The sequence below is a fragment of the Limnohabitans sp. INBF003 genome, from assembly GCF_055396645.1.
On sequence record NZ_AP029222.1, the window covers coordinates 2,682,207 to 2,697,641 of the forward strand.

Consider the following 15,435-nt stretch of genomic DNA (forward strand, 5'->3'; position numbering starts at 1 on the left):
CTTACCTCAGCTTCAGGGTCGACAAGCCGACCAAACACAGCAGCATGGTGATGATCCAGAAACGCACGACCACTTGCGTTTCTTTCCAGCCGCTCTTTTCGAAATGGTGGTGCAAAGGCGCCATCTTCAGGATGCGTCGGCCTTCACCGTATTTTTTCTTGGTGTACTTGAAGTATGTGACCTGGGCCATCACCGACAAGGCCTCGACCACGAAGATGCCGCCCATGATGGCCAGCACGATTTCCTGCCGCACGATGACCGCGATGGTGCCCAAGGCGGCACCCAATGCCAATGCGCCCACATCGCCCATGAAGACCTGGGCAGGGTGGGTGTTGAACCACAAGAAGGCCAGACCCGCACCGGCCATGGCCGCGCAAAAAATCATCAACTCGCCCGAGCCCGGAATGTGCGGGAAGAACAGGTATTTGGAATACACCGAGCTGCCAGTGACATAAGCGAACACACCCAATGCCGAGCCCACCATGACCACCGGCATGATGGCCAGGCCGTCCAGGCCATCGGTCAAGTTGACAGCATTGCTGGCGCCCACAATAACCAGGTAGGTCATGATCACAAAACCCAAGACCCCCAACGGGTAGTTGATTTCCTTGAAGAAGGGCACCTGCAAACCGGCTTTGGGGGGCAGGTTCACGTCAAAGCCCGACAGGACCCATTTGACGAACAAATCGAACACGCGCAAGTTGGACACTTCGGAAATGCTGAACACCAGGTACAGCGCAGCCAGCAGACCGATCACCGACTGCCAGAAATATTTCTCTCGCGACCGCATGCCTTCGGGGTCTTTGTTGACCACCTTGCGCCAGTCATCGACCCAACCAATCGCGCCAAAGCCCAGCGTCACGATCAGCACAATCCAGACAAAGCGGTTGGAGAGGTCAAACCACAACAAGGTGGAAATGGCAATCGACAACAAGATCAGCACCCCGCCCATGGTGGGGGTGCCGCTTTTGGACAGGTGCGACTCCATGCCGTAGCCACGGATAGGCTGGCCGATCTTGAGCGAAGTCAAACGACGGATCACAAAGGGGCCGGCGGCCAAGCCGATCAACAGCGCCGTCATCGCGGCCATCACGGCACGGAAGGTGATGTATTGGAAAACGCGCAAAAAGCCCCACTCCGGAGACAAACTTTGCAACCATTGGGCCAAACTAAGCAGCATGGGCCTCCCCTTTTTTATTCTGTTGGGTGTTGTTCATTAAGCCTTGTGATAACAAGGCTTCGACCACGCGCTCCATCTTCATGAAGCGGGAGCCTTTGACCACCACGCTGTGAAAATGGGCGATGTTTTGCGTGGCCGCTGCCAGCAAACTGTCCATGCCCTCAAAATGCTGCGCCTGACCAAATGCCCGGGCGGCGTGCACGCACAAATCGCCCAAGGTGTACATCGCCTCAATCCCGCGCTCTGCCGCATAGGCACCCACTTCTGCGTGAAACTCGGGCCCCTGGTTGCCCACTTCACCCATGTCGCCCAGCACCAGCAATCGCGGCGCGGGTAACTCGGCCAACACATCGATCGCTGCGCGCACCGAATCAGGGTTGGCGTTGTAGGTGTCGTCGACCAAGGTGATGTCGCTGTTTGCCGCATGCAAAACCAAGGCACGTGACCGCCCTTTGACCGGCTCGAACGCTTGCAAGCCTTGGGCCACTGCCGCCAAGGACACTCCCGCAGCGAGTGCACAGGCACTCGCTGCCAAGGCGTTTTTCACGTTGTGGCGACCGGCAATGTGCAAACGCACAGGGGCGGTGCCTTCGGCGGTCTTCAAGGTGAACTGCCAAGCACCCGATTGCCAGAGCACCACAGCGGCGCAGACATCCGCCTGAGCCCCGTTGGCCGACAAGGCAAATGTGCGCTGCGTGCGTTGACCGGACAAGCTTTGCCAGATGTGCGTGAATTCTTCGTCTGCCGGGAACACCGCCACACCGCTGGCAGGCAAAGCCTGCAACACGGCACCGTTTTCATGCGCCACGGCTTCGACGGTGCCCATGAATTCCTGGTGTTCGCGTTGTGCGTTGTTGACCAGTGCCACCGTGGGTTGCGCCAGGGCAGCCAGGTAGGCGATTTCGCCGGGGTGGTTCATGCCCAGCTCCACCACAGCGATGCGGTGGTGCGCGCGCAAATTGAACAAGGTCAATGGCACGCCGATGTCGTTGTTCAGGTTCCCCTGCGTTGCCAAAGCGTCCGACCCGGCATGGGCGCGCAGGATCGAAGCGATCATCTGCGTGACGGTGGTTTTGCCGTTGCTGCCGGTCACGGCAATCAAGGGCAGATCAAACTGAGCGCGCCAGCCTGCGGCCAACTCACCCAAAGCGATGCGGGCATCGGGCACTACCAGCGCAGGCAAGCCGTGTGCTGCCGCCAACGCCTCACCCGAGGCCTCGCACAGCACCGCCACGGCACCTTGCGCCTTGGTTTGGGCGATGAACTGGTTGCCATCAAACCGCTCGCCACGCAAAGCCACAAACAAATCACCCGCCTGCAAGCTGCGGCTGTCGGTGTGAATGCGATCAAGCACAACATTCATCACATTCACGCCACGTGCCTGGCTCAACCAGGTCAAGGCCCGTTCGAGCGGCAAGTTCATGGGGGAATGCAAGGCGCTCATGCGGTCGCTCCTTGACGCGGGTCCGCACGGTGCTGCAAGGCGGCCTGAACATGCAACACATCCGAAAACGGGTGGCGCACGCCCATGACTTCTTGCTCGGTCTCGTGGCCCTTGCCGGCCACCAGCACCACGTCTTGGGCGGCAGCTTGTGCCACCACCTCGGCAATCGCCAGTGCACGGTCCGCTTGAGTGCGTGCCTGTTGGGGACGGGTCAAACCGGTCACCATCGCAGCCAAAATGGCTTCAGGTGATTCCGAACGGGGGTTGTCGCTGGTCAGCACCACCTGGTCGGCAGCGGCCTCTGCGGCAGCGGCCATCAGGGGGCGTTTGAGCGCATCGCGGTCACCACCGCAACCCAGCACACACCACAGACGGCCACCACGCACCGCCGCTTGCGAACGCAAAGCGGTCAGCGCATGCGACACGGCATCGGGCGTGTGCGCGTAATCGACCACCACCAGAGGCAAATTCTGCGCGTCCTGCCTTGGAAGCACGCGCTGCATGCGCCCGGGCACGGCCGTCAAATGCGCGCAAGCCTGAACGGCTTCAGCCAGGCTCACACCCAAAGCCCGCAAGCTGCCGATCACGCCCAACAGGTTGTCGATGTTGTAGTCGCCCATGAGGCCGGTGTGCAAGGTCTGCACTTCAGCGCCTTCAAGCACCTCAAACGCCAAGCCATCGGCACTGCGTAACGCACGCGCTTGCAAACGGGCAGCGCCTTGACGCGAACAGGTCCACACGTCCAGAGCACCACCGTTCAAGTGGCGGGCCAACAAGGCCCCTTGTTCGTCGTCGATGTTGATGACCGCCGCCTGCAAACCGGACCAGCCAAACAAGGCCTCCTTGGCCGACCAATAGCTGGCCATGTTGCCGTGGTAGTCAAGATGGTCTTGTGTGAAATTCGTGAACACAGCCACGCGGATGTGCGTGCCGTCCAGCCGGTGCTCGGCCAGGCCGATCGAAGAGGCCTCAATGGCGCAATGCGTCACGCCCGCATCGGCAAACACTTTGAACTGACGCTGCAGCAACACAGGGTCGGGCGTCGTCATGCCAGTGGACACCAGATCGGGCACTCGGCCCACACCCAATGTGCCCACCAAACCGCAAGCCTGACGTAACACCGGAGATGACAGGGCCTGCGCCAGCCACCAGGCGGTGGACGTTTTGCCGTTGGTGCCGGTCACGGCCAGCACGCTCAGGGCCTGACTCGGATGCTCATAATAGGCATCGGCTACGAGGCCGGTCTGCGCCTTGAGACCCTTCATCACGGCCAGCTGATCGGCATTGGTCAAGTTGACAGGCAAAGTTTGGAGCCAATGCGCATGGCCTTCTTCTTCGAGCAAGCAGGCCGTCGCGCCCTGCGTCAAGGCTTGCGCCAGATATTGGCGTCCATCGGTCGCTGCGCCTGGCCAGGCAATGAACCCATCGCCCGGTTGCACCATACGGCTGTCGGTGCGCAGCTCACCCGTCACATGCGTGCGCAACCAGCGTGCTGCTTCGTGGGGGCTGTGCAAGCCGCGCATCAGAACGACTCCTCGACCGACTTGGCCACGACTTGCGGTTTGACCGCCATGTCGGGTTGCACACCCATCAGACGCAAAGTCTGCTGCACGGTCTGGCTGAACACGGGGGCAGCGACATCGCCACCGAAGTAACGGCCATTGCTGGGCTCGTCGATCATCACCGCCACAATGATGCGAGGGGCCTCGATCGGGGCCATGCCCACGAAAAAGCCCCGGTATTTTTTCCCAGCGTAGCCTTTGCCTTCTTGCTTGTGCGCCGTGCCAGTTTTGCCACCCACTGAATAGCCCATGGTTTGGGCCTTTGGCGCCGTACCTCCAGGGCCTGCCGCCATCTGCAGCATCTTGCGCATGGCCTTGGCGTTTTCTGCGCTGATGACCCGCACACCAGGGACCTGGTTTTCGGCCTTCATCAAGGTGGCGGGCACCACCTCGCCGTCCCTGGCAAACATGGTGTATGCCCGCGCCACTTGAAACAAGCTACCGGAAATGCCGTAGCCGTAACTCATGGTGGCTTGCTCAATAGGTCGCCAGGTTTTGTAGGGACGCAACCGACCGCTGACCACACCCGGAAACGGCAACTGCGGCTTTTGACCAAAGCCGACCTGGGCATACATTTCCCACATCTCGCGGGGTTGCATCTGCATGGCCATCTTGACCGTGCCGACGTTGCTGGATTTCTGAATCACTTCATTGACCGTGAGCACCCCATGCGGATGGGCATCGGTGATGGTGGAGCCGGTGATGGTGATGCGGCCGGGCGCTGTTTGAATGGGCGTTTCGGGTTTAACCAAACCTTTTTCCAGCGCCAGCGCCACCGCAAACGGCTTCATGGTCGAACCGGGCTCAAACGTGTCCGTCAATGCACGGTTGCGCAATTGTTCGCCGCTCAGGTTGACGCGTTTGTCCGGTGAATAGCTGGGGTAATTGGCCAAGGCCAGAATTTCGCCCGACTGGGCATCAAGCACCACCACGCTGCCGGCTTTGGCTTTGTTCTCCAACACCGCCTCGCGCAACTTCTGGTAAGCAAAGAACTGCACTTTGCTGTCAATGCTCAGCTGCAGGTCTTCCCCGTCGACGGGCGGCACGGCTTCGCCCACGTCTTCCACTACACGGCCTAAGCGGTCCTTGATGACCCGGCGCGAACCCGATTTGCCTGAGAGCTGCTTTTGAAAAACCAACTCCACACCCTCTTGGCCCTGGTCTTCCACATTGGTAAAGCCCACGATGTGGGCCGCTGCTTCACCTTCAGGATACAAACGCTTGTACTCCTTGATGTCGTACACACCCTTGATCCCAAGCGCCAGAATTTGCTTGACGACAGGCTCATCGAGCTGCCTGCGCAACCAGACAAAGGTTTTTTCATCGTCCTTGAGTTTTTTGTCCAACTCGGCCGGGCTCATCTCCAGCAAGCGGGCCAGCTCACGCAACTTGGCGGGGTCGCGCTCCATGTCTTCGGGGTTGGCCCAAATGCTGGGCGCAGGCACGCTGGATGCCAGCAACATGCCGTTGCGGTCGAGCACACGGCCACGGTTGGCAGGCAAAGTCAGCGTTCGGGCAAAGCGGACTTCACCCTGGCGAATGAAAAAATCATTCGCAAAAACCTGCACATAAGCCGCACGCGCCACAAGCCCCATGAAACCCAGAGCAATGGCCGCCACAATGAATTTGCTGCGCCAAACCGGTGTCTTGCTGGCCAACAAGGGGCTGGATGAAAGCTGAACGCTGCGGCTCATGGACGCGCCTCCTGGCCAGCAGGGGCGGCATCCTTGACGGACACGTATTGGGTGATGGCGGGCGAGGCTGCGCGCATTTGCAGCTGCTGACGCGCAATCTGCTCTACGCGCAAAGGCGTGGCCTGTGCACGGCGCTCCACCTGAAGGCGGTCCTGATCCACATCCAGACGCTTGGCTTCCTTGCGCGCCGACTCCAGCGCCATGAACAAGCGACGCGTCTCATATTGGCTGTGCACCAACACCAGCGCACTGGCGATCACGGCCAGCAACAAAAAAATGCTCAGGCGGGTCATGCGGGCACCTCGGTGCGCTCGGCCATGCGCATGATGGCGCTACGTGAGCGGGGGTTGCCGCGCACCTCAGCCTCGCTGGGGCGCACACGGCCACAGGCCTTTAACCGCATCTTCACCGGCTCGGCAAACGGCACACGCCGGTCCACCACTTCTTTGGAGTGCTTGGCAATGAACTGTTTGACGATGCGGTCTTCCAGCGAATGAAAACTGATGACCACCAAGCGCCCACCGGGGGCCAGCACATGCAGACTGGCTTCTAGCGCTTGTTCGAGCTCCGCAAGCTCTGCGTTGATGAAAATCCGAAAAGCCTGAAATGTCCGCGTTGCAGGGTTCTGGCCCGGCTCGCGAGTTTTGACCGTGTCAGCCACGAGCTGGGCCAAATCGGTGGTGGTTGAAATTGGGCCCCGCTCTTGTCGGCGAGCCACAAGCGCCTTTGCAATCTGAAAAGCAAACCGTTCTTCGCCATAGTCACGTATCACCTCCGTGATTTGATCCACCGTGGCTGTTGCCAGCCAATCGGCCACACTCTCGCCGCGCGTGGTGTCCATGCGCATGTCGAGCGGGCCCTCAAAACGAAAAGAAAAACCCCTCTCGGGGCTGTCGATCTGGGGGGAGCTGACGCCCAGGTCCATCAACACGCCATCCACACTGGCTGGCGGCAGATCACCCAGGTGCGAGAAGCCTTCGTGCCTGATCGAAAAACGGGTGTCTTCAATGCGCCCGGCTTCGGCAATGGCTTCCAGATCTTTGTCAAACGCCTGCAAACGGCCTTGCGCAGAGAGGCGAGAAAGAATCAGGCGCGAGTGACCGCCACGGCCAAAAGTGGCATCGACATATGCGCCATCGGCACCCGCAGAAGCCTGGAGCAATTCGTCCACAGCTTCGTTCAGAAGCACGGTGGTATGGGTCAGTACGGCGTTGGTCATGGCGTTCAGAACGAGAAATCCTTGAACACATCGGGCATCTCGCCCTGCATGGCCTGCGCCTCTTGCGCGTCGTAGGTGGTTTTGTCCCACAGCTCAAAGTGGTTGCCCATGCCCAGCAGCATGGTGTCTTTGGCAATGCCTGCGGCCTGACGCAATTCGGGCGAGATCAATACACGCCCTGTGCCATCCATCTCGACATCCATGGCATTGCCCAAAAATATCCGCTTCCACCACTGGGCAGACATGGGCAGCTGGGCAATGCGTTCGCGGAACTTCTCCCACTCTGGGCGGGGGAAGACCATCAAACAGCCGTGGGGGTGCTTGGTGATCGTCAGCTGGCCTTGTGCTGTGGCGCTCAAGACGTCACGGTGCCGGGTCGGTACAGACAACCGCCCTTTGGCATCCAGACTCAGCGATGAAGCCCCTTGAAACACTGCAACGACCTTTTTCAGTTGAGAGAGATAAGCAAGGACACTTTTCCCCACTTAATTGCACTTTTTTGCACTGTATCAGGAATTCAGTACAACTCAACCGGTGTAGATCGATTTTTTTCAATGAAATCAATGGCTTAGCGCTGAAACCAAACCTGATGACGAGAGAAACCTCTATGTAAATTAGGCACTTACAAGGGGCAGTGAAAGTAACTCGTGAAGGATAGTAAAAATTAAAAATGGCAAATACATCAAATGCAAAAAACCATTTTTTGTCCTAACAAGACTTAAACCGGGCGTAAAAAAACCCCTTGGGAGGGGTTTTTTGACGTTTTGCAAATGCCTGTGGGTTCAATCACCGAACATTTTTTGCTTCAACTCACGCCGTTGCTGTGCTTCCAAAGACAAGGTTGCGGTGGGACGGGCCAGCAAACGACCAACGCCAATAGGCTCGCCGGTTTCGTCGCAGTAACCGTATTCACCCGCGTCGATCAGGCCAATCGATTGCTCGATTTTCTTGAGCAGCTTGCGCTCGCGGTCACGCGTGCGCAGCTCCAGGGCGTGCTCTTCTTCGATCGTGGCACGGTCTGCCGGATCGGGCACCACCACGGTGTCTTCACGCAGATGCTCGGTGGTCGCGCCCGCACTGTTCAGGATTTCCTGCTTCAAGGTGGACAACTTCCGACGGAAATAGGCCATTTGCACGCTGTTCATGTACTCCGACTCAGGCATCGCCAAAATTTCGGCGTCGGTCAACTGCTCAACCGCTTTGGTCTTCCAGTTGTTGGCCAATTTGGGGTCTTTTTTGATCGGCGCAAAAGGGGCAGAAACCACCGCCACTGGTGAACTCGGCATGAAACTGGCCTTGGCTGCCGTCGAAGCCACCGCAGGCGGCAATGAAGGCACCGTGATTTGGGCCAAACGGGCGGAGGGGCGTGTTGCACGAACCAATTGGTCAGGCGCAGCAGGCGCCACCACTGCCGTCACGGCAGGTTGGGCGACCGGGGGAGTCGGTGTCGCCACTTTTTTAACAGTCATAGATTTCGCTTCAGGTACAGAGGCCGTCTTTTTAGGGGCCGGCGCGGGTGCGGCCTTCGCCTTGGGGGCGGGGGTCGGCTTAGGAGCTGCAGCAACGGCCTTTTTAGGCGCCGATGCGGCGAGCTTGCTTTTCAATGGAGGGGCCTTTTTGGCAACCGCAACAGCTTGAGGTGTCTTGGTTGACTTGGGGGCAGGTGCGGCTTTTGAGGTCTTCGATGCGGCAGTGGGTTTGGCTTGTGGCTTCGCTGTCGTTTTGGCCGAAACCGCAGGTTTGGCCGCCACTTTTTTGGCCGCTGCAGGCTTGGTTACGGGCTTGGCTTTTGCCTTGGTGGCGGTCGCTTTGCTCGTTGTTTTTTGAGTCGAGGTCTTCACGTCTTGTCTCCTAGCCGTGTGAAAGGGCAGGCCCAAACCTGTAGCCACACTGCAGCAACCGATTGAAAAACCTGTTCATTTGCATTTCAAACCCTTGTTATAGACCTTATGGGGTTCACCAGCCTTACCGAAAAGGGGGGGCTTCAGGCGGGCGATTGTAACGATAAGAACGATCAAAAAACGGCCACTTGTCGATTAAAGACAAGTTCCCGTCAATTGGTGGCCCCCCGTCTCTGCGCCCCAAACACGGCTTACACCAGGCACTGCTCCAGGCCCTGCAGCAGAATGTCTTTGGGCAAATCAATGCCAATGAACACCATCTTGCTCATTTTGACTTCGCCATCGGCCCACATCGGCCCCAAATCGCTGCCCATGAGCTGGTGCACGCCCTGGAAAATCACCTTGCGTTCAGTGCCGCGCATGTTGAGCACGCCCTTGTAGCGCAGCATGCGGGGGCCATAGATATTCACAATGGCGCCCAAGAAATCCTCCAGTTTGGCCGGGTCAAACGCGCGCTCGGACCGGAAGACAAAGCTTTTCACATCGTCGTCGTGGTGATGGTGATGCCCGTGTCCATGGCCGTGCTCGTGGCCATGCGAGGGGTGGTCACAGTGCTCGCCGTGTTCGTGATCATGGTCGTGCTGGTGAGAAGGGTGGTCGCAGTGCTCGCCATGCACGTGGTCATGGTCATGCGCACCGTCATTCAGAAAGTCGGGATCAATGTCCAGCTTGGCATTCAGGTTGAAGCCCTTCAGATCAAACACTTCGGACAAAGCCACTTCGCCAAAGTGCACCACTTTTTGGGGCGCACGCGGGTTCATGTGTTTGAGGCGGTGCTGCAAGGCATCCAGGTCTTCGGCAGAAACCAGATCGGCCTTGCTGATGAAGATCTGGTCGGCAAACCCCACCTGGCGACGCGCCTCCTGACGGTCATTCAATTGCTGGGCCGCGTGTTTGGCGTCCACCAAGGTCAGGATCGAGTCGAGCAAGAAGGTCTCCGCGATCTCGTCGTCCATGAAAAAGGTCTGCGCCACAGGGCCAGGATCGGCCAGGCCGGTGGTCTCGATCACGATGCGATCAAAGCTGAGCAGCCCTTTGCGGCGTTTGGCGGCCAGCAGTTGCAGCGTGGCACGCAGGTCCTCGCGGATGGTGCAGCAGATGCAGCCGTTGCTCATCTGGATGATTTGTTCGTTGGTCTCAGACACCAGGATGTCGTTGTCGATGTTCTCTTCGCCAAACTCGTTCTCGATCACGGCGATCTTCTGGCCGTGGGCCTCGGTCAGCACACGCTTGAGCAAGGTGGTTTTGCCCGAACCCAGAAAACCGGTCAGGATGGTGGCGGGGATGAGGGACATGAAGAGGCTCCGCTGAAAGGGTCAAAAGACAAGAGTTGGGGAGTGTAGCGACGAATTCAAACCGCAAGCCTGCAAGCAACGGCATACCCTCATGGGCCGACGGCAGACCCCTGCCCAAGGGTCATTTGCGTTTGGCACGCGGGTGGGCCGCATCGTAGGCTTTTGCCAAATGCTGAAAATCCAGCCGCGTGTAGACCTGTGTGGTGGTGATGTTGGCGTGGCCCAGCAGCTCTTGCACAGCCCGCAAGTCGCCGCTGGACTGCAGCACATGGCTGGCAAACGAATGGCGCAGCATGTGCGGGTGCACCGGTGTGGCCAAGCCCGCCAGCAGGCTGCGGCGCTTGAGGCGCTGCGCCACGCCGCGTGGCGTGAGGCGCGTGCCGTGACGCCCGGGAAACAGCGCCAGCGCCAAATCCGATGCGCCCGGCGTGGGCTGACTCAACATGCCCGGCAACTGGGTGCGAACCGCCAGCCAATGCGCCAAAGCCGCCGTGGCCGAGCGCCCCAAAGGCACGCTGCGGCGTTTGCTGCCTTTGCCTTGCACCTGCACCTCGGCGTTTTGCAGGTCGATCCAGCCACGGCCAGCGCGGCTGGCATCGGCGCTGGCCACCACATCCAGCCCTGTCAGCTCGGCAATGCGCAAACCACAGCCGTAAAGCAACTCCACCATGGCGGCATCACGGGCTTCGAGCCAAGGGTCGTCGTTGTCTTCTTCGTGTTCGGCCAGCTGCACCGCCTCATCGACGCCCAAAGCTTTAGGCAAAGGCTTGGCCACACGCGGTGCCCGCACATCCACCACCGGGTTGTGCGTCATCAGGCCTTCACGGCCCAGCCAGGTGTAAAAACCGCGCCAGCCCGACAAGATGAGGGCAATGCCTCGGCCGCTGCGCCCGGCACTGTGCATCTGCGCCACCCAGCGGCGCACATGGCCGTTTTGCACCTGCAACAAAGGCACTTTTGAAGCAGCGGCCATGTCGGCCAGGCGGACCAAGTCCAGTTGATACAGGGTGCAGGTGCGTTCGGCCAGGCGCTTTTCAAAACGCACATGGTCCAGGTAGCGGACGACCAAGGGGTCAGGGGTCTCCGCCTCCGACATGGCTCAGGCCTGTGGTGCGCGCAACACCGACAAGGAGGCCCCCGCCAACTCGGCCAAACGCTCCAACAAGTCGGTGCCCATCTGGCTGTTGAAGCGCTGGGCATCGGGCGAAGCCAACACCAGCAGGCCAAAAGCGGGCTGGCCGGGGGCCGCACGCAAGGCCAGCAGCGCCAAAGACGCCGCTTGCGTCGGCTCGGCCAACCACTGCACAGCTTCGTAACCTGCGTTGGGGCCCACATAAGGGGTCTCAAGCGATGTCGCCAAAGTTTGCACCCCTTCGGTCACGCCTTGCGCATAAACCGCTTGGGCATGCTCGCCCTGCAGCGACCACAAACGCAGTGCGACCTGAGGCACCTGGAACAAGTCACGGATATTTTCGACCGCCAAATCAGCCAAATGATCGGGGGGCGTGACCAGCAACTCGCAAGACCACCGGTGCAGCTTGTCGGTCAGGATCATGTTTTCATTGCCATGCCGGATCATGTCCATGATGCGGTGTTCCAGCCCCTTGATCTTGTCACGCAGCATTTGCGCCTGGCGCTCCTGCAAGCCCACCGTGCGGTGGCTTTGCGGGTGCGTCAACTGCACCGTGGCCAAGAGCGATGCATGGCGCTCAAAAAAGTCGGGGGTGTTCACCAAATAGTCGGCAATGTCGTCTTCGGTGATCGGGCTCATCGGCTCGGAGGGGGTCATGTCTTGGCTCCAGAAATTCAGGAAAGGGTGTCGGGCAAGTCGATGCTGCCCTCAAACACGGAGGTGGCAGGGCCGGTCATCAGCACCGGGCTGTCGGGCTGTCCGGCCCACTCAATGGTCAGCACGCCGCCACGGGCATGCACATCCACGCGGCTGTCCAGCCAGCCTTGGCGAATGCCTGCGACCACGGCCGCGCAGGCGCCCGTACCGCAGGCCAAGGTCTCTCCTGCCCCGCGCTCGAACACCCGCAGCTTGATTTGGCTGCGCGAGTTGATCTGCATGAAGCCCGCATTCACCCGCTTGGGGAAAGCCGGGTGGTTTTCGATCAGTGGGCCTTGGGCCAGCACCGGGAAAGTGTCCACATCGTCCACCCGCTGAACAGCGTGCGGATTGCCCATGGACACCACCCCCACGCGCGCAATGCCCTGCGCACCCAAGGCCAGGTCAAACACCGGCCAACCATTGACTTGGTCGCTGATGAGGCCCATCGGGTTGAAAGGCACGCGTTCCCAGTCAAACACCGGCGCGCCCATGTTGACCGTGACGCGGCCATCGGGGTTCATGCGCAGCTCGATCTCGCCCTGCTGCACTTTCACGCGCACCGTGGTTTTGTCGGTCAGGCCCTTGTCGCGCACATAGCGCACAAAGCAACGCGCCCCGTTGCCACAGTGCTCCACCTCGCCACCGTCGGCGTTGTGGATCACGTATTCAAAGTCCAGCCCGGCTGCGGGTGACGGGCGCACGATCAGGATCTGGTCGGCCCCCACGCCAAAGTGGCGATCGGCCAGAAAGCGGTACTGGGCCGCGTTCAGGCCCAGGCGGCCCTGGGTCTCGTCGAGCACGACAAAATCGTTGCCGGCCCCTTGCATCTTGGTAAAGCGAATGTGCATGGCGGCGATTATCGCCCTTGAAGGGACGCCCGGCCGCCTGATAATGGGGCATGGCACGCACATCTCAACTCCTGCACCCCCAACGTGAACCTGCGCCTTTGCGCCCTGCCGCCACCGTGCTGCTCTTGCGCGATGGCCCGCAAGGCATTGAGGTCTTGATGACCCGTCGCTCTATGACGGCCAGCTTTGCACCCGGGGCTTACGTGTTTCCGGGCGGGGGCGTGGACGCCGCCGATGCCCAAGCTCATGCCCTGTCCACTCGCCGCATCAAGCAAAGTGACTTGCACTTGACGCAAGCCATTGCGGCGATCCGCGAGAGCTTTGAAGAGCTGGGCATTTTGTTTGCCCGCCACGCCGATGGGCGCTGGGCCGATAACGCGGACATTGCCCAAATTGACCGCAAAAAACCCTTTGCAAGCCAATGCCAAAACCAAGGATTGACGCTGGCTGCCGATCAGGTGTTTGTGCTGGCCCACTGGATCACCGACCGCGACCTGCCGCGCCGCTTTGACGTGCCCTTTTTGGTGGCCCGCATGCCCGAAGGTCAAACCCCGGTGGCCGACGAGGCCGAGCAGTTCGAACCCGTCTGGGTGCGCCCCGTGGATGCGCTGACGCGCCATGAAGCAGGCCAGTTTTTCATCATCTTCCCGACCATTCGCACACTGGAGCGACTGAAAGCCTTTGCCTTAGTCGAAGACGTGCTGCAAGCTTGCGCCGTGAACGACGAACCGCTGTGGACCAGCTGCCCCCGCGCGGGCTGGTTGGCGGGCAACGAAGCCCGCTACATGGAGCACGAGGCACCGTTTGGCGAACTGGCGCTGGTGACCCCCGACGGGCAAATTCACCACCACTTGGACTGGCAAACCGACCAACCGGTGCCCCTGCTGAAAAACGTGCAGCGCCTCACCGCCCCCAACCCCGGCGTGATGACCGGCCCCGGCACCAACAGCTATTTGGTGGGCGACCCCAACACCGGCTACATCGTGATCGACCCGGGCCCGGCCGACGACGAGCACCTGCAGCGCCTGTGGCGGGCTGCGGGCGGGCAAATCAAGGCCATTGTGTGCACCCACTCGCACGCTGACCATTCGCCCGGTGCGGCCCCATTGCAAGCGCTGTGCACCCACAAGCCACCCATCCTGGGCCTGGCGTCGCGCCCCACGGCACGCGCCAACAGCCACTTCACGCCCGAACGCGAGCTGGCCGATGGTGAACAACTGGTGTTGCAAGGCACAGGGGTGGCCGGCGCAATCACCCACACCCTGCGTGTGATCCACACCCCTGGCCACGCGGCCAACCACCTGTGCCTGGTGCTCGAAGAAGACGGCTTGCTGTTCTCGGGCGACCATGTGCTCAACGGCAGCACCACCGTGATCGACCCACCCGATGGCCACATGGGCGACTACCTGGATTCGCTGGACAAACTGGCTGTGGCCTGTCAAGCGGGGGGCATCGAGTTCATCCTGCCCGCGCACGGCCATGTGCTGGGCTTTGCCCACCAGGCCATCACGCAACTCAAGGCGCACCGCCTGCGGCGCGAGGCAAAAATAGCCGCCGCCATGCAGGCACTGCCCCAAGGCAGCCTGCAAGAGTGGGTCGAAAAAGCCTACGACGATGTGCCGCCCCGCCTGTGGCCCGTGGCCGCCCGCTCTTTGCAAGCGCATGTGGACCACATCCGCGAACAAGCCTTGTCTTGAGGCATTTTGAGATTTTTTGAAAGATTTGATGATCCCCTCTGAAGAAGGCATTCGCCTGGCCAAACGCCTGGCCGCCGAACAAAATTGCTCCCGCCGCGAAGCCGAAGCACTGATCGTGGCGGGCGGTGTCCAGGTGGCAGGCAAAGTGGTCACCGACCCGGCCCGGCGCGTCAAAGACGAACAAGCCGTCAATGTGAACCGCTTGGTATCCATGGCGGCCTTGGCACCACTGACGCTGGTGTTGTTCAAGCCCGCAGACAAAATGGCCAATTTGGCTTGGCTGCAAGACACCGCTGGCCTGAAAGCGCCACAACCCGGCATTTGGGGGTCTGAGCGGCTGTCCAAAATGCAAATGCCTCTGCCTTTGCCCAAAGCCGCCAGCGGGCTGTGCATTTTTTCGGACGATTTGGGCGTGCTGCGCCATCTGGAAGACCGCCGCAGCCCCATGGAAGTGGAATGGATGGCCACGATCCAGGGCCCTGTGAGCGAAACGACGATCAAAGCCCTGAACGGCCCGGGCATCCGCGCCAGCATCAACCGACAAACCGACACCCTGACGGTGCTGCGCGTTGCAGGCAAAGACATCGACGGCCAGGATCTGGGTCGCTGGCTGGACCAGCAATGCCCTCTGCAAGACCTGCGTCGCCAACGGGTGGGCCGTCTGAGCTTGGCCCCATTGGAGCCGGGACAATGGCGGCAGCTGGAAGGCTACGAACGTTTCTGATTGATTTCCGACAAAAATGCACAGGATTTACCCTTGAAAT

General features: G+C 60.3%; 15 protein-coding genes. 3 read left to right on the forward strand and 12 right to left on the reverse strand.

Annotation, left to right across the window (positions count from 1 at the left end; genetic code table 11):
- Position 1: 1 nt before the first annotated feature.
- The 8 genes from mraY to dksA all read right to left on the reverse strand — a co-directional run bounded on the left by mraY (position 2) and on the right by dksA (position 8,703).
- Positions 2-1,180 carry a phospho-N-acetylmuramoyl-pentapeptide-transferase gene (mraY, locus tag ACZ5VE_RS12320; RefSeq protein WP_464455446.1) on the reverse strand — a complete coding sequence of 393 codons (1,179 nt, stop codon included), beginning with the start codon at positions 1,178-1,180 and terminating at the stop codon, positions 2-4.
- Entirely contained in the window at positions 1,170-2,624 is a 1,455-nt protein-coding gene (locus tag ACZ5VE_RS12325; protein ID WP_464455447.1) for a UDP-N-acetylmuramoyl-tripeptide--D-alanyl-D-alanine ligase, read from the reverse strand. Before ACZ5VE_RS12325 ends, mraY begins: the two co-directional genes overlap by 11 nt.
- Positions 2,621-4,147: a UDP-N-acetylmuramoyl-L-alanyl-D-glutamate--2,6-diaminopimelate ligase gene (locus ACZ5VE_RS12330; protein ID WP_464455448.1), complete on the reverse strand. Its 1,527-nt coding sequence runs from the start codon at positions 4,145-4,147 to the stop codon at positions 2,621-2,623. The genes ACZ5VE_RS12325 and ACZ5VE_RS12330 overlap by 4 nt, the downstream gene beginning before the upstream one ends.
- Positions 4,147-5,880: a peptidoglycan D,D-transpeptidase FtsI family protein gene (locus tag ACZ5VE_RS12335; protein WP_464455449.1), complete on the reverse strand. Its 1,734-nt coding sequence runs from the start codon at positions 5,878-5,880 to the stop codon at positions 4,147-4,149. Before ACZ5VE_RS12335 ends, ACZ5VE_RS12330 begins: the two co-directional genes overlap by 1 nt.
- Positions 5,877-6,173: a cell division protein FtsL gene (ftsL, locus tag ACZ5VE_RS12340; protein WP_464455450.1), complete on the reverse strand. Its 297-nt coding sequence runs from the start codon at positions 6,171-6,173 to the stop codon at positions 5,877-5,879. The genes ACZ5VE_RS12335 and ftsL overlap by 4 nt, the downstream gene beginning before the upstream one ends.
- Positions 6,170-7,099 (reverse strand): 16S rRNA (cytosine(1402)-N(4))-methyltransferase RsmH, encoded by a 930-nt coding sequence (gene rsmH / locus ACZ5VE_RS12345; protein ID WP_464455451.1) that lies wholly within the window; start codon positions 7,097-7,099, stop codon positions 6,170-6,172. Before rsmH ends, ftsL begins: the two co-directional genes overlap by 4 nt.
- A gap of 5 nt (positions 7,100-7,104) precedes the next feature.
- A complete protein-coding gene (gene mraZ, locus ACZ5VE_RS12350) occupies positions 7,105-7,533 on the reverse strand; it encodes a division/cell wall cluster transcriptional repressor MraZ (protein WP_464455452.1) in 429 nt (142 codons plus the stop codon).
- A 348-nt stretch (positions 7,534-7,881) separates the two neighbouring features.
- Positions 7,882-8,703, reverse strand: coding sequence for an RNA polymerase-binding protein DksA (gene dksA, locus ACZ5VE_RS12355; RefSeq protein WP_464455453.1), 822 nt, complete (start codon positions 8,701-8,703; stop codon positions 7,882-7,884).
- A gap of 40 nt (positions 8,704-8,743) precedes the next feature.
- Here dksA and ACZ5VE_RS12360 point away from each other — a divergent pair, with 40 nt between their 5' ends.
- Positions 8,744-8,926: a hypothetical protein gene (locus tag ACZ5VE_RS12360; protein WP_464455454.1), complete on the forward strand. Its 183-nt coding sequence runs from the start codon at positions 8,744-8,746 to the stop codon at positions 8,924-8,926.
- A gap of 265 nt (positions 8,927-9,191) precedes the next feature.
- On the opposite strand, the gene ACZ5VE_RS12365 is transcribed toward ACZ5VE_RS12360, so the two are convergent.
- The 4 genes from ACZ5VE_RS12365 to dapF all read right to left on the reverse strand — a co-directional run bounded on the left by ACZ5VE_RS12365 (position 9,192) and on the right by dapF (position 12,974).
- Positions 9,192-10,295, reverse strand: coding sequence for a CobW family GTP-binding protein (locus ACZ5VE_RS12365; protein WP_464455455.1), 1,104 nt, complete (start codon positions 10,293-10,295; stop codon positions 9,192-9,194).
- A gap of 121 nt (positions 10,296-10,416) precedes the next feature.
- Positions 10,417-11,391: a tyrosine recombinase XerC gene (locus ACZ5VE_RS12370; protein WP_464455456.1), complete on the reverse strand. Its 975-nt coding sequence runs from the start codon at positions 11,389-11,391 to the stop codon at positions 10,417-10,419.
- 3 nt (positions 11,392-11,394) lie between these two features.
- Positions 11,395-12,084, reverse strand: coding sequence for a DUF484 family protein (locus ACZ5VE_RS12375; protein ID WP_464455457.1), 690 nt, complete (start codon positions 12,082-12,084; stop codon positions 11,395-11,397).
- A 17-nt stretch (positions 12,085-12,101) separates the two neighbouring features.
- On the reverse strand, positions 12,102-12,974 hold the full coding sequence (gene dapF / locus ACZ5VE_RS12380; protein WP_464455458.1) for a diaminopimelate epimerase: 873 nt from the start codon (positions 12,972-12,974) through the stop codon (positions 12,102-12,104).
- Positions 12,975-13,024: 50 nt separating this feature from the next.
- On the opposite strand from dapF, the gene ACZ5VE_RS12385 reads away from it, so the two are divergent.
- On the forward strand, positions 13,025-14,671 hold the full coding sequence (locus ACZ5VE_RS12385; protein ID WP_464455459.1) for an MBL fold metallo-hydrolase: 1,647 nt from the start codon (positions 13,025-13,027) through the stop codon (positions 14,669-14,671).
- Between the two features lie 28 nt (positions 14,672-14,699).
- Positions 14,700-15,395: a S4 domain-containing protein gene (locus tag ACZ5VE_RS12390; RefSeq protein ID WP_464455460.1), complete on the forward strand. Its 696-nt coding sequence runs from the start codon at positions 14,700-14,702 to the stop codon at positions 15,393-15,395.
- The last annotated feature ends 40 nt before the right edge of the window (positions 15,396-15,435 follow it).